Annotated in this window: 10 protein-coding genes and 1 tRNA gene; 7 read left to right on the top strand and 4 right to left on the bottom strand. The window is 64.3% G+C overall.

Going from position 1 to position 14,836, the window contains the following annotated elements:
- Positions 1–53: 53 nt before the first annotated feature.
- On the bottom strand, positions 54–1,391 hold the full coding sequence (locus BLT73_RS12495) for a carboxylesterase family protein (protein WP_218132544.1): 1,338 nt from the start codon (positions 1,389–1,391) through the stop codon (positions 54–56).
- 61 nt (positions 1,392–1,452) lie between these two features.
- Between BLT73_RS12495 and BLT73_RS12490 the strand changes: the two genes are divergently transcribed.
- The 7 genes from BLT73_RS12490 to BLT73_RS12460 all read left to right on the top strand — a co-directional run bounded on the left by BLT73_RS12490 (position 1,453) and on the right by BLT73_RS12460 (position 7,642).
- The gene (locus BLT73_RS12490; protein WP_090524276.1) at positions 1,453–1,779 is read left to right on the top strand and encodes an STAS domain-containing protein; all 327 of its coding nucleotides are present in this window, start codon (positions 1,453–1,455) and stop codon (positions 1,777–1,779) included.
- Positions 1,776–2,258 carry an ATP-binding protein gene (locus tag BLT73_RS12485; RefSeq protein ID WP_090524274.1) on the top strand — a complete coding sequence of 161 codons (483 nt, stop codon included), beginning with the start codon at positions 1,776–1,778 and terminating at the stop codon, positions 2,256–2,258. The genes BLT73_RS12490 and BLT73_RS12485 overlap by 4 nt, the downstream gene beginning before the upstream one ends.
- 95 nt (positions 2,259–2,353) lie before the next feature.
- Positions 2,354–3,451: a carboxynorspermidine decarboxylase gene (locus tag BLT73_RS12480; RefSeq protein ID WP_090524272.1), complete on the top strand. Its 1,098-nt coding sequence runs from the start codon at positions 2,354–2,356 to the stop codon at positions 3,449–3,451.
- A 17-nt stretch (positions 3,452–3,468) separates the two neighbouring features.
- Positions 3,469–4,692 carry a saccharopine dehydrogenase family protein gene (locus BLT73_RS12475; RefSeq protein WP_090524520.1) on the top strand — a complete coding sequence of 408 codons (1,224 nt, stop codon included), beginning with the start codon at positions 3,469–3,471 and terminating at the stop codon, positions 4,690–4,692.
- A gap of 115 nt (positions 4,693–4,807) precedes the next feature.
- Positions 4,808–6,163: an AI-2E family transporter gene (locus BLT73_RS12470; protein ID WP_245727323.1), complete on the top strand. Its 1,356-nt coding sequence runs from the start codon at positions 4,808–4,810 to the stop codon at positions 6,161–6,163.
- Positions 6,164–6,260: 97 nt separating this feature from the next.
- A complete protein-coding gene (hspQ, locus tag BLT73_RS12465; RefSeq protein ID WP_090524271.1) occupies positions 6,261–6,587 on the top strand; it encodes a heat shock protein HspQ in 327 nt (108 codons plus the stop codon).
- A 26-nt stretch (positions 6,588–6,613) separates the two neighbouring features.
- Positions 6,614–7,642, top strand: coding sequence for a lysine-2,3-aminomutase-like protein (locus tag BLT73_RS12460; RefSeq protein ID WP_090524269.1), 1,029 nt, complete (start codon positions 6,614–6,616; stop codon positions 7,640–7,642).
- Positions 7,643–7,713: 71 nt separating this feature from the next.
- Here the strand turns inward: BLT73_RS12460 and BLT73_RS12455 are convergent.
- The 3 genes from BLT73_RS12455 to rpoC all read right to left on the bottom strand — a co-directional run bounded on the left by BLT73_RS12455 (position 7,714) and on the right by rpoC (position 14,772).
- Positions 7,714–7,788, bottom strand: a tRNA-Val gene (locus BLT73_RS12455).
- Between the two features lie 133 nt (positions 7,789–7,921).
- Positions 7,922–10,336, bottom strand: coding sequence for an endopeptidase La (gene lon / locus BLT73_RS12450; RefSeq protein WP_090524517.1), 2,415 nt, complete (start codon positions 10,334–10,336; stop codon positions 7,922–7,924).
- 176 nt (positions 10,337–10,512) lie between these two features.
- Positions 10,513–14,772: a DNA-directed RNA polymerase subunit beta' gene (rpoC, locus tag BLT73_RS12445; protein ID WP_090524267.1), complete on the bottom strand. Its 4,260-nt coding sequence runs from the start codon at positions 14,770–14,772 to the stop codon at positions 10,513–10,515.
- Positions 14,773–14,836 lie beyond the last annotated feature (64 nt).

The following is a 14,836-nucleotide window of genomic DNA, read 5'->3' as shown; positions in this document are numbered from 1 at the left end:
TCAAGATACGCAAAAACCCGCGCCACGGCGCGGGTTTTTTTGTGCCGCACCGCTCAGCGCGGCGCGAGAAAGCGGATCACGCCGGGCAGATCGTCCTGCGGCATCCGCCCTCGTGCAAAATCGGCCCAGACCCGGCGCAGATCCCGTCCGGTGCGGGTCAACTCGTCCACTGACATCTGCTCCGGCACCAGCGGGCTGCCGATCCAGTCGCGATGCGGGAACAGCAACGGCAGTTCCGACAGATGCGCGCGACCGAACGCGCCCCCCTGCCACTCCATGACAAAGCGCATCGCCTCGCCTCCGGCCCCGGCATGGCGCGCGGCGAAGCCGGCGGCTGGCCGGCCATAGAGCCGCGCCGTCAGTCCCCCCACGACCGCCCGGCGGAGCGGATTGGCCAACCGCCCCAGCCCGCCTGGCACAGGCGGCAGGAACAGCGCCGCCTCGTCGCGCGCATGCCCGATCAGCAAGGGAATGCGCCGCGCCGCGGCGCGATGCGCGGCCTCCAGGGCGGTCTCCGGCGGAAAGGGTGGTGCTCCGAATTCCGGCCCGAACGGCATCTGCCCCGCCAGCCCGAACCGCCGCGCCGCCCGCTGAACCGCGGCCTGAACCGCCAGCACCTCCGCCGCCGAGGCATCGGCGGACAGCGCCGAGGCTGCCCTGCGCATTGCCGCGCGCATCCGGCCGCTGCGGAGCGGCAGTGCCAGCGGCGCGCTCTGGATGATGGCGCGATGGAAGAGGCCCTGCGCCGCCTCCGCCACCATCAGCCGTGCGATCAGATCACCGCCCGAGGACTGACCGAACAACGTCAACTGCCCCGGATCGCCGCCCAGGGGCGCGATGTTTTCAGCCACCCAGCGCAGCGCCGCGATCACGTCATGCGCACCCAGATTGGCGGGCGCATCCCGCCCCGACAGCCAGCCGAACAGCCCGAGCCGGTAGGTGACCGAGACCACGACCACACGCTGCTCACGCGCCAGTGCTGCGGGATCGAACACGCCCATATCCCCCGCCCCGGCCTCGTAGCTGCCGCCATGCAGCCCGACCATTACCGGCAGATCGCGCCCCGCCTGCGGCGCGGTGACGGAGAGCTGCAGGCAGTTCTCGTCGAAGCGGATCCGGTCGAAGGCACGCGGAATTGCCGCATCGAGTCGCGCAATGGGCAGTTGCGGACATCCCCGCGCCCAGTTCGTGGCGTCGATAGCGCCGCGCTCAACTGGCTGCGGGAACTGCCATCGGCCCGCCTCGGCGTAGGGTATGCCCAAGGCCCGGATCAGCCCGCCGCCGTGACGCACCCGCAATCGCCCGGCGGGCAGATCGATCACCGTCGCCCGATGATCGGTCCCGCCGTCATTGCCGTCCTTCATGGAGAGTTCTGCCGGATTCTGGCCCATTCACCGCTTCGTAAGCTTTCTGCGCTAGGCAATGCAAGACATGGCTTCATGCGAGGGCAGGATGCAAGTGACGCTAGATGACGAGGCGGGGAAGGTCGTCGTCCGAATGTCCGAAAAGCGGCTCGACGCCGCGATTGCCGGTGAGTTCAAGGATACGGTGCGCCCGCATGTCGCCGCGCGTGGTCCGGATCTGGTGCTGGACCTCGCGGCGGTGGAGTTCCTTGACAGCTCCGGCCTGGGCGCGGTGATCGCACTGCGCAAGGCCTTGCCGGACGGGCGGCGGATGGCCCTGCGCGGCCTGACACCGAATGTCCAGCGGGTGTTCCGGCTGACCCGCATGGACAAGGTGTTCGACATCCTGCCCGACGCCGAAGGCAGCGCGGCATGATCGCCGGCAAGGGGCCCGTGGCACTGGATGGTCCGCCGGCAGCGGCCCGCCCCATGGTGGTGTTCACGCGCAGCTTTCGCGCCACCAAGGACACGGTGCGGGAATCGCTGCTGGCGCTGACCGACCGGGTGCGCGGCCATGTCGGCGCCGACCTGATGAGCCGGACGGAACTGGTGCTGGCCGAGCTGCTGAACAATGTCGCACAACATGGCCGCCCGCGCGGCATGGGCGCGCAGCCCTTGGTGCATATGAGCATCGTGGCCCAGCCAGACGGGCTGGCCTGTTCGGTCAGCGACGATGGCGGGCTTCTGCCCGGCGTGTGCCTCTCGCCCCGCGCGCCGGACCCGGCCACCTATCCCGAAGGCGGGTTCGGCTGGTTCCTGATCGACCACCTGACCCAGTCCCTGGTCTATTTCCGCGAGAATGACCGGAACTTCGTCGCCTTCACCGTCCCGGTCGAACAGGCCGAGCCGCACTGAGCGCCGCCCGCGGCCCCCGTCACGGCGCCGTCACCTTTCCTTGCGAAACCCGTGTCCGGGGGATATATCGTCGCCCTCATTGCCCTGGGGGACAGATGACGATTCCGACGCCCTACTATCTGATGGACCTCTCGGCCCTGCGCCGGAACATGGAGATCGTCGCCCGGCTGCGCGAGGCGTCTGGCGCCAAGGCGCTTCTGGCGCTGAAATGCTTTGCCACCTGGTCGGTCTTCGATCAGATGCGCGACGACATGGACGGCACCACCTCCTCGTCTTTGTTCGAGCTGCGACTTGGGCATGAGAAATTCGGCAAGGAAACCCATGCCTATTCCGTCGCCTGGGCCGATCACGAGATCGATGAGGCAATTTCCTATGCCGACAAGATCATCTTCAACTCGCTGACCCAGCTCGACCGCTTCGCCGACAAGGCCGACCATATCGAACGCGGTCTGCGGCTGAATCCGCGGTTTTCGACCTCGGGCTTCGATCTGGCCGACCCGGCGCGGCCCTTCTCCCGCCTGGGCGAGTGGGATCTGGACCGGCTGGAGGCGGCGGCGGATCTTATCAGCGGGGTCATGGTCCATTATAATTGCGAGAATGCGGATTTCGAGCTGTTCTCCGCCCAGCTCGACCGGATCGAGGCAGAGTTCGGCGCATTCCTGAAACGGCTCGACTGGATCTCGCTTGGCGGCGGCATCCATTTCACCGGACCGGACTATCCGCTCGACCGGCTCGCCGACCGGCTCAAGGCGTTCAGCGATCGGATGGGCGCACAGATCTATCTGGAGCCGGGCGAGGCCAGCATCACCAATTCCGCCACGCTCGAGGTCAGCGTGCTGGACATCATCGACAACGGCAAGAAGGTCGCCATCGTCGATTCCAGCATCGAGGCGCATATGCTCGACCTGCTGATCTATCGCGAAACCGCGAAGCTGCCGATGCAGGGCGGCCATGCCTATCAGATCGCCGGCAAGACCTGCCTTGCGGGCGACATTTTCGGCGAGGCGCAATTCGACCGCCCGCTGCAGATCGGCGACCGGATCAGCATCGCGGACGCCGCGGGGTATACGATGGTCAAGAAGAACTGGTTCAACGGGGTGAACATGCCGGCCATCGCCATCCGGGACGAGGACGGCACGATCCGCCTGGTCCGCGATTTCACGTATGATGACTATCGGGACAGCCTGTCCTGACACCGAAGGGGGAAATGTTGAAACAGAACGTTCTCATCATCGGCGCCGGAGGCGTCGCCACAGTCACCGCGCACAAGGTGGCGCAATGGGCCTCCGAGTTCGGAACGCTTCACATCGCCTCACGCACCAGATCCAAGGCGGATTCCATCATCGCCTCTCTGCGCGAGAAGGGCCACGAGATGGAGTTCACCAGCCACGAGATCGACGCAATGGACAGCAGCGCCGTGGCTGATCTCATCCGCGAGGTGGAGGCCGGGATCTGCATCAATGTCGGCTCCGCCTTCATCAACATGACCGTGCTTCAGGCCTGCATCGACACCGCATGCGCCTATATCGACACGGCGATCCATGAAGAGCCGGACAAGATCTGCGAAACCCCGCCCTGGTACGGCAACTACGAATGGAAGCGCCGCGAGGCCGTCGAGAAGGCCGGCATGACGGCCATCCTGGGCGCCGGGTTCGATCCGGGCGTGGTCAACGCCTATGCCCGGCTGGCCGAAGACGATTATTTCGACGAAATCACCTCGATCGACATTGTGGACATCAATGCCGGCAGCCATGGCCGCTATTTCGCGACGAATTTCGATCCCGAGATCAATTTCCGCGAATTCACCGGCACGGTCTATGCCTGGCAGGGCGGCAAATGGACCGAGAACAAGATGTTCGAGGTCGGCCGGGAATGGGATCTGCCTGCCGTCGGCAAGCAGACGGCCTATCTGTCGGGCCATGACGAGGTGCACAGCCTGTCGGCGCGCTATGCCGATGCGGATGTCCGGTTCTGGATGGGCTTCGGCGCGCATTACATCAACGTGTTCACGGTGCTGCAATCGCTCGGTCTGCTCTCCGAGCAGCCCGTCACCACCGCCGAGGGGCAGGAGGTCGTGCCGCTCAAGGTGGTCAAGGCGGTGCTGCCTGATCCGGCCAGCCTGGCGCCCGACTATACCGGCAAGACCTGCATCGGCGATCTGGTCAAGGGCCGCAAGGATGGCAAGGACGCCGAGGTGTTCATCTACAACGTCGCCGACCACAAGGAAGCCTATGAGGAGGTCGGCAGCCAGGGCATCAGCTATACCGCGGGCGTCCCGCCGGTCGCCGCCGCCATCCTGATCGCGCGCGGCGACTGGGACGTGAAGCGCATGGCGAATGTCGAGGATCTGCCGGCCCGGCCCTTCCTTGAACTGCTGGGAGAGATGGGGCTGCCGAGCCGCGTGATCGACGCCTCGGGCGATCATCCGATCTGACCGCAATCGCCTGACGGCTAACTAAAATTTAGTCTTATCTCCATCACGGCGGGGAACCGGTCCCGCCGCGACCGGCGTTGGGTTGGGCAGCAATACGACCCCGACGGAGAGATGCATGGCGCGCAAGCCCAACTATATGACGGAATACAGTTTCCCCGCCGCCGAAAGACAGGAAGGGGTCACGCGCGTTGTCCCCGGCTGGGCCATCATCGGGATCTTCCTGATCCTTCTGTTCAACTTCATCACCTCCGCCGCAGCCTTCCTGATGCCGGTCACGCTCGGCATCCTGCTGTTTTTCGTATTCGTGCCCTTCCGCCGCCTGTTGGGTCGGATCGGCGTGCCGGCGGGCTTCGCCGCCGCAATCGTGACCATCGGACTCGTGGCGCTTGTCGGCGTGCTGGGCTTCACCATCTCCGGCCCGATCAGCGACATCGTGGAGGACAGCCCCCGCATCACCCAACGTCTGGAGGATCGGTTCAGCGATCTGCGCGAAAGCATGCGACCGCTGGAGGAAGCGGCCGCCAAGATCGACGAGGTGACGAATGGCGGGGACGAGGCCCCGGCCGCGGCCGATGACCGCCCGGACCCCATCGCCTCCCTGCCCTCCGAAGCGACCACCGGCGCGCGCACCGTCGTCGAGGCGAGTGCAGAGGCGGAAGACGGCGCGCAGGAGGTGCGGGTCCGGGTCGATACCGAGGAGAGCTCGACGCTCGAGACGCTGGCCTCGGCGGGTCCATCCGTCGCCGGGCAGATCGTGTTCACGCTGTTCCTGCTGTTCTTCCTGCTGGCGTCGGGGGATCTTCTGTATCTCAAGGTCGTGCAGAGCTTCGACACGCTGCGCGACAAGCGCGCCGCCTATATGGCCATGCGCGAGATCGAATCGTCGCTCGGCTCCTATCTCGGGGCGATCACGCTCATCAATGCGGGGCTGGGGATCTGCATCGGGCTGGCGATGTGGTTCTGGGAGATGCCGCAGCCGCTGCTTTGGGGGATCGCGGCGTTCATCCTGAACTTCATCCCCTATCTGGGCGCGGTGTCCGGCGTGGTGGCGGCTTTCGTCGTGGCCATCATCTCCTTTGACGACATCTACACCCCGATCTTGGTTGCCGCGACCTATATGGGGTTCACGGCGATGGAGGGGCAGCTCATCACCCCCTATTTCGTGTCCCGCCGCCTGCGGCTGAACACCGTGGTGGTCTTTGTCACGGTGGCGCTGTGGGCATGGCTGTGGTCGGTCTTGGGGATGGTCGTCGCCGTGCCGATGCTGGTCGTGCTGAAGGTGATCGCGGATCATATTCCGCGGCTGGAGAAGTTCGGCAATTTCCTGGCCGGTGAGGCCCCGCCCGCGCTTGAGGACGAGGACGAGGAGGAGGCGCGCGACCTGGTCGAGGCGGGCGACGAATCGGAGTCCGTCCCCGAGGCACGCGCGGACACCGCGGAAGTCGTCAGGACAGGCGGCTCCCCCGCCTGAGAAGACAGTTTCGCCGCGTTTATCGGCCCTTTGCCAAGCTATCCATGGACAGCTTGGCCTGAAAGGCGTACACACGCCGAGTTCAGAGAGGTGCCGGATGGAAACACGAACGGCAAAATTCATGATCGGGCAGGTGGTGCGGCATCGTCAGCACCCGTTCCGCGGCGTGATCTACGACATCGACCCCGAATTCTCCAACACCGAGGAATGGTATCAATCCATCCCCGAGGATTGCCGGCCGGATCGCGACCAGCCCTTTTATCATCTTTATGCCGAAACCGAGGCGACGTATTACGTCGCCTATGTATCGGAACAGAACCTGCTGCCCGACCAGTCGGGAGAGCCGGTGGAACATCCCGAGTTGACCGGGATCTTCGGCGAGTTTCAGGACGGGTATTACCCGCTGCAAACGGCGCTGAACTGAACCGCGCGGCGGGGACGACAGACCAGATGGGGAAGGCAAAGCGGGATCTGACCACCGCCGACGATCTCGTCGCCGCGGGTCTGGCGGATGCCCGCGATGCCGCGATGATGCGGCGCGTCTCCTCCGCGTTCCGCGTGCGCGTCACCCCGCCCATGCAGCAGGACAGCCCCGGCATCCGCGCTCAATTCGTGCCCGATGCGCGCGAGCTGCAGACCCGCCCCGAGGAGCTGGCCGATCCGATCGGCGATCAGGCACACAGCCCGGTCCCCGGCCTGACCCATCGCTATCCCGACCGCGCCATTCTGCATCTGACGCAAAGCTGCGATGTCTATTGCCGCTTCTGCTTCCGCAGGGAAGTGGTGGGCGCGGCCGGGCTGCTGCCCGCGGCCCAGCTTGACGCGGCGCTCGCCTATCTGACCCGAACCGAGGCCATCCGCGAGATCATCCTGACCGGCGGCGATCCGATGAGCATCGCGCCGCGCAGGATGGACGAGCTGCTGACCCGGCTGGATGCCATCCCGCATCTGCGCATCATCCGCCTGCACAGCCGCGTGCCGGTGGTCGCACCGCATCGGATCGACGCGCTGCTGCCGGTGCTGCGGCGGTGCAAGGCGGTGGCGGTCGTCATCCACACCAATCATCCCGACGAGTTGACCGGGGACGCGGTCGCGGCGATCACCGACATGGCCGATGCGGGGATTCAACTCCTGTCGCAAACCGTCCTCCTGCGCGGCGTGAATGACCATGCCGCGACCCTCGCGGATCTGTTCCGCGCGCTGACCGAGCTGCGCGTCACGCCCTATTACCTGCATCATTGCGACCTCGCCCGCGGGACCAGCCATTTCCGCACCACTATAGATGAGGGGCTACAACTGATCGCCGCGCTGCGCGGTCATCTGTCCGGCATCGCGATCCCCAGCTATGTGCTGGACCTGCCGGGGGGATACGGCAAGGTGCCGCTGGAGACGCGCGACGTGGTCCCGCTCGGCGCGGGTCGATGGCAGATCCGCGACTGGCGCGGCGGCCTCCACATCTACACCGATCCGCCGCGCTGACATCTGGTCCGGATGGCTGTCGGAGATACGAAAGAAGCGCCGGGCATCTCTGCGCCGGCGCTTCGGAAACATGGTGGGTGATAACGGATTTGAACCGCTGACATCTTCGATGTGAACGAAGCGCTCTACCGCTGAGCTAATCACCCGTGGGGGGCTAGATAGCCCTGCCGGGCGGGCTGCGCAAGGGGATTTCGCTGAAATCACGGGGCTGTCACGCAGCGCGAAAACAGCAAAAAGGCGTAGGGGTGAGCCCGCGCCTTTCGATGCTTGCCAGGGGACTTAATGCGCGGTCGGAACCGCCCCGCCCTGCTCGCCGCGGCTTGCGGCCTGGCGCGCGGCCTCGGCCGCCTCCTCGGCGGCCTCGTCCCACTCGACCGGCTCGGGCATCCGCACGAGCGCGTGCTTCAGCACCTCGCGGACATTGGACACCGGGATGATGGTCAGCCCCTGCTTCACATTGTCCGGGATCTCCGCCAGATCCTTGGCATTGTCCTCGGGGATCAGCACCGTCTTGATCCCCCCGCGCAGTGCCGCCAACAGCTTTTCCTTCAGACCGCCGATGGCGAGCGCATTGCCGCGCAGCGTCACCTCGCCGGTCATGGCGATGTCCTTGCGAACCGGGATCCCGGTCATCACCGACACGACCGAGGTCACCATCGCCAGACCCGCCGACGGGCCATCCTTGGGAGTCGCGCCTTCGGGCACGTGCACATGGATATCGCGCTTGTCGAACTCGGGCGGCTTGATCCCCAGTTCCGGCGCGACCGAGCGCACGAAGGAGGACGCGGCATCGATGGACTCCTTCATCACATCGCCGAGTTTCCCCGTCGTCTTCATGCGGCCCTTGCCGGGCAGTCGCAGCGCCTCGATCTGCAACAGATCGCCGCCGACCTGCGTCCAGGCAAGCCCGGTCACGACGCCGACCTGATCCTCCTTCTCGGCCAGGCCGTAACGGTGCCGGCGCACGCCGAGATAATCCTCGACCTTCTCCGGGCCGACCTCGACCGATTTCGTGCTGCCCTTGAGGATCTCGGTCACGGCTTTCCGCGCCAGCTTGGCGATCTCACGCTCCAGCGACCGCACCCCGGCTTCGCGGGTATAGTAGCGGATCACATGGGTCAGCGCCTCGTCGGTGACGCTGAATTCGCCCTTGCGCAGTCCGTTCGCCTTGACCTGCTTGGGCAGCAGGTGCTGACGCGCAATCTCGCGCTTCTCATCCTCGGTATAGCCGGCCAGCGGAATGATCTCCATCCGGTCCAGAAGCGGGCCCGGCATGTTGTAGCTGTTGGCCGTGGTCAGGAACATGACATTCGACAGATCGTATTCCACCTCGAGATAGTGGTCCACGAAGGTCGAGTTCTGTTCCGGGTCCAGCACCTCCAGCATCGCGCTTGCCGGGTCGCCACGGAAGTCCTGCCCCATCTTGTCGATCTCGTCGAGCAGGATGAGCGGGTTCGTGGTCTTGGCCTTCTTCAGCGCCTGGATGATCTTGCCGGGCATGGAGCCGATATAGGTCCGCCGGTGGCCGCGGATCTCGGATTCGTCGCGCACACCGCCCAGGCTGATGCGGATGAATTCGCGCCCCGTCGCCTTGGCCACGGACCGGCCAAGCGAGGTTTTCCCCACGCCGGGCGGGCCGACCAGGCACATGATCGGGCCTTTCAGCTTGGCCGACCGATTCTGCACCGCCAGATATTCGACGATGCGTTCCTTGACCTTTTCAAGACCATAGTGATCGGCGTCCAGCACCTCCTCGGCCTTGCCAAGGTTCTTCTTGGTGCGCGACTTCACGCCCCAGGGCAGGGCCAGCAGCCAGTCCAGATAGTTCCGGCTGACCGTGGCCTCGGCCGACATGGGCGACATCGCCTTGAGCTTCTTCAGCTCGGCCTCCGCCTTTTCGCGGGCTTCCTTGCTGAACTTGGTCTCTTCGATCTTCTGCTCCAGCTCGGCCAGCTCGTCAGAGCCCTCCTCGCCATCGCCAAGCTCCTTCTGAATGGCTTTCATCTGCTCATTCAGATAGTACTCGCGCTGCGTCTTCTCCATCTGGGTCTTGACGCGCGACTTGATCTTCTTCTCGACCTGCAGGACCGACATTTCGCCCTGCATCAGCCCGTACACCTTCTCCAGCCGGTCGGCCACCACGAGAGTTTCCAGAAGCTCCTGCTTGCGCTCGATCTCGACCCCGAGATGACCGGCCACAAGATCGGCCAGCCGTTCGGAATCGCTGGTCTCGGCCACGGTGGAGACCACCTCGTCGGGGATGTTCTTGCGAATCTTGACGTATTTCTCGAATTCCTCGGCCACCGCCTTGGTCAGCGCGGTCACGGTATCGGCATCGCCCTGCTCTTCGATCAGCGGGGTCGCCTCGGCCTCGAAATACTCCTCATTCTCCAGAAAACGGGTGATTTCAACCCGGCGCTGCCCTTCGACAAGCACCTTCACGGTGCCATCGGGCAGCTTCAGCAATTGCAGCACATTGGCCAGCACGCCGACGCGATAGATGCCGTCGGAATCCGGCTCGTCGACAGTGGCATCCTTCTGGGTCGCCAGCAGGATCGGACGATCCTCTGCCATGACCGCCTCCAGCGCCCGCACGGACCGGTCGCGACCGACGAAAAGCGGCACGACCATATGCGGGAACGCCACGATATCACGCAGCGGCAACACGGGATGCGAATGATTGATCTCGGTCATGTTGTTCCTTTCAAGCCCGAGGGCGCGCGTCCCGATTTCGGCAACCCGGACCCCCTGCATGGCTTAAATCTAGGCAGTCGGGCGCTTCGGTTCAATGCCGCAGCCCCGACAGGCGTTCATGTGAAAAAACCCGGCGCGTGACCGGGTTTTCTCGTGTCATTGGCCCAAAATCGGCCTCATTCCTCGCCATTCGTCTCCGGCAGATCGGCCAGAGCGCCTTCGTCCATGGTCTCGGGCGCGACGGTCGGGTTGTCCGCCTCCGCCGGTGCTTCGAGGGCCGCCGCGGCTTCCGCCTCGGCGCGGCGTGCCTCGATCACCTCGGCATCGCGATCCGTGGCGATCTTTTTCATCCGCATGGTCGCGCCGCCGGTGCCCGCCGGGATCAGCCGGCCGACAATGACGTTTTCCTTCAGCCCAACCAGCTTGTCGCGCTTGCCCTGAACGGCCGCCTCGGTCAGCACGCGGGTGGTCTCCTGGAAGGACGCGGCAGAGATGAAGCTGCGGGTCTGCAGCGACGCCTTGGTGATGCCCAGCAGGACTGGCTCGCCCACCGCGGGCTTGCCGCCCTTGGCTTCGACCTTGGCGTTCTCTTCCTCGAACTCGTCACGCTCGACATGCTCGCCCTTGAGCAGCGTCGTGTCGCCCGAATCCAGGATCTCGATCTTCTGAAGCATCTGGCGAACGATCACCTCGATATGCTTGTCGTTGATCTTCACGCCCTGCAGGCGATAGACGTCCTGCACCTCATCGATCAGGTAATCGGCGAGTGCCTCGATGCCCATGATCCGCAGGATGTCATGCGGGGCCGGGTTGCCGTCCATGATATACTCACCCTTCTGCACGAAGTCGCCTTCCTGCACCGGGATGTGCTTGCCCTTGGGCACCATGTATTCGACGGGATCCATGCCCTCATCGGTCGGCTCGATCGAGATGCGGCGCTTGTTCTTGTAGTCCTTGCCGAACCGCACCTTGCCGTCGATTTCCGCGATGATCGCATGATCCTTCGGACGACGGGCCTCGAACAGTTCCGCCACGCGGGGCAGACCCCCGGTGATGTCCTTGGTCTTGGCACCTTCGCGCGGGATCCGGGCGACCACGTCGCCGGCCTTGATCTCCTGGCCGTCCTCGACCGAGAGGATCGCGTCCACCGACATCGGATAGGTCACCGGGTTGCCCGCATCGTTGCGGACCGGCTCGCCATCAGCGCCGACGATCAGGATCTCCGGCTTCAGATCGCCGCCTTTCGGCGTCGAGCGCCAGTCGGTTACGATCTTCTGGGTCATCCCCGTCGCATCGTCGGTGTCGTCGCGGACCGACAAGCCCGAGACCAGATCGACGAACTTCGCCGTGCCCGGCTTTTCGGCGATGATCGGCAGGGTATAGGGATCCCATTCGAACAGTTTCTGTCCGCGGATAACCTCCTCGCCCTCCTTGACCATCAGTTTGGAGCCGTAGAACAGCTTGTGCGAGGCCACCGGCTCACCCTGCTTGTTCAGCAGCACCAGCGACATGTTGCGGGCCATGACGATCTGCTCGCCCATGTCGTTGCTGATGATCGCCTCGTTCTCGAACGACACGGTGCCTTCCTGGTTCGCGGCCATGAAGGATTGCTGACCGCCCTGCGCAACACCGCCGATATGGAAGGTCCGCATGGTCAGCTGCGTGCCGGGCTCGCCGATGGACTGGGCGGCGATGATGCCGACAGCCTCGCCGATATTGACCAGCGTGCCACGGGCCAGATCGCGGCCATAGCACAGCGCGCAGACGCCATCCTCGCTTTCACAGGTCAGTGCCGAGCGGATGCGCACATTCTGCACACCGGCATTCTCGACCGCATCGGCCTTGCGCTCGTCGATCAGCTCGCCCTGGCGGACCAGAACCTCGTCCGTGCCGGGCACCAGAACGTCCTCGGCCGCGGTGCGACCCAGAATGCGCTCGCTCAACGGCGAGATCACCTCGCCATCGTTGACCGCAGCAGAGGCATTGATCGCCTGCTCTGTGCCGCAATCATGCTCGCGCACGATGCAGTCCTGCGCCACGTCGACCAGGCGACGGGTCAGGTAACCAGAGTTCGCGGTCTTCAGCGCCGTGTCCGACAGGCCTTTCCGGGCACCGTGGGTCGAGTTGAAGTATTCAAGAACGGTCAGGCCTTCCTTGAAGTTGGAGATGATCGGCGTCTCGATGATCTCGCCCGAGGGCTTGGCCATCAGGCCACGCATCCCGCCAAGCTGCTTCATCTGCGTGACCGAGCCCCGCGCGCCGGAATGCGCCATCATATAGACCGAGTTCGGCTCCAGCTCTGCGCCGGTATCATCCTTCTTGGTCTTCGAGATGGTGGCCATCATCGCATCGGTGACGCGGTCGTTACACTTCGACCAGGCATCGACGACCTTGTTGTACTTCTCGCCCTGGGTGATGAGACCGTCCAGATATTGCTGTTCGAACTCCTTCACCTGGTCCTGCACCTCGCCCACGATCTCCCATTTGTTGTCCGGGATCACCATGTCGTTCTTGCCGAAGCTGATGCCGGCGCGGAACGCCTCGCGGAAGCCGAGACCCATGATCTTGTCCGAGAATATCACCGCCTCTTTCTGGCCGCAATAGCGATAGACCGTGTCGATGACATGCTGCACGTCCTTCTTGCGCAGCAGGCGGTTGACCAGCTCGAACGGGGCCTTGGCGTTCATCGGCAGCAGCGAACCCAGCCGCAGACGACCCGGCGTGGTCTCGAAGCGCTGCATCACCTCATTGCCGTCATCGTCGATCTGCTTGAGGCGCGCGGTCACCTTGGCGTGCAGATGCACCTGACCGGAGGTCAGCGCGTGCTCCACCTCGTCGACATTGGCAAAGACCATGCCTTCGCCCTTCATGCCCTCGCGCATCATCGTGGTGTAATAGAGACCTAGGATCATGTCCTGCGACGGCACAATGATCGGCGCGCCGTTGGCAGGCGACAGCACGTTGTTCGTGGACATCATCAGGACGCGCGCTTCAAGCTGCGCTTCCAGCGACAGGGGCACGTGCACGGCCATCTGGTCGCCGTCGAAATCGGCGTTGAAGGCCGAGCAGACCAGCGGGTGAAGCTGGATCGCCTTGCCTTCGATCAGGATCGGCTCGAAGGCCTGAATGCCCAGACGGTGCAGCGTCGGCGCGCGGTTCAGCAGAACCGGATGCTCGCGGATCACCTCGTCCAGGATATCCCAGACCTCGGGGCGCTCTTTCTCGACCAGTTTCTTGGCCTGCTTGACGGTGCTGGAAAAGCCCTTCGCCTCAAGCCGCGAATAGATGAACGGCTTGAACAGCTCGAGCGCCATCTTCTTCGGCAGCCCGCATTGATGCAGCTTCAGCTCCGGCCCGGTCACGATGACCGAACGGCCCGAGAAGTCGACCCGTTTGCCCAGCAGGTTCTGGCGGAACCGGCCCTGCTTGCCCTTCAGCATGTCCGACAGGGATTTCAGCGGGCGGCGATTGTTGCCCGTGATAACGCGGCCGCGGCGGCCATTGTCGAACAGCGCATCGACCGATTCCTGCAGCATGCGCTTTTCGTTGCGCACGATGATATCGGGCGCGCGCAGCTCGATCAGGCGCTTCAGGCGGTTGTTGCGGTTGATGACCCGGCGATAGAGATCGTTCAGGTCCGAGGTCGCGAAGCGGCCGCCATCCAGCGGCACCAGCGGGCGCAGTTCCGGCGGAATCACCGGGATCACGGTCAGCACCATCCATTCCGGGCGGTTGCCGGATTCGAGGAAGCTTTCCACGATCTTCAGACGCTTGATGATCTTCTTGGGCTTCAGATCGCCAGTGGCTTCTTTCAGTTCCTCGCGAAGCTGCTCGGCCGTGGCTGCCAGGTCGATATTGGCCAGCATGGTGCGGATCGCCTCGGCGCCGATATCGGCGGTGAAGGCGTCGGCGCCGAACTGGTCCTGCGCGTCCAGGAATTCTTCCTCGGTCATAAGCTGGCCGTAGGTCAGGTCGGTCAGACCCGGCTCGATGACGACGTAGTTTTCAAAGTAGAGGATCCGCTCCAGATCGCGCAGCGTCATGTCCAGCATCAGACCGATGCGGGAAGGCAGCGATTTCAGGAACCAGATATGGGCGACCGGCGCGGCCAGTTCGATATGGCCCATGCGCTCGCGGCGGACCTTCTGCAGCGTGACCTCGACGCCGCATTTCTCGCAGACAAGGCCGCGATATTTCATGCGCTTATATTTGCCGCACAGGCATTCGTAATCCTTGATCGGGCCAAAGATCCGCGCGCAGAACAGGCCGTCACGCTCCGGTTTGAACGTGCGGTAGTTGATGGTTTCGGGCTTCTTCACCTCGCCGAAGGACCAGGCCAGAATTTCTTCGGGCGAGGCCAGCGAGATCTTGATTTCGTCGAACTGCCGAGGCTGGGCCATCGGGTTCAGGGGATTGGTGGCAAGTTCCTGGTTCATTTCAGATTCCTAATGAGGGGCGCGGGAGGAGGGAGGCGGCGGGGCGCAGCGGCCCCGCCAGACG

The sequence above is a fragment of the Paracoccus isoporae genome (assembly GCF_900101865.1).
Lineage (GTDB): Bacteria > Pseudomonadota > Alphaproteobacteria > Rhodobacterales > Rhodobacteraceae > Paracoccus > Paracoccus isoporae.
The sequence above is the reverse complement of the archived record's forward strand: the minus strand, read 5'-3'. Positions and strand labels throughout refer to the sequence as shown.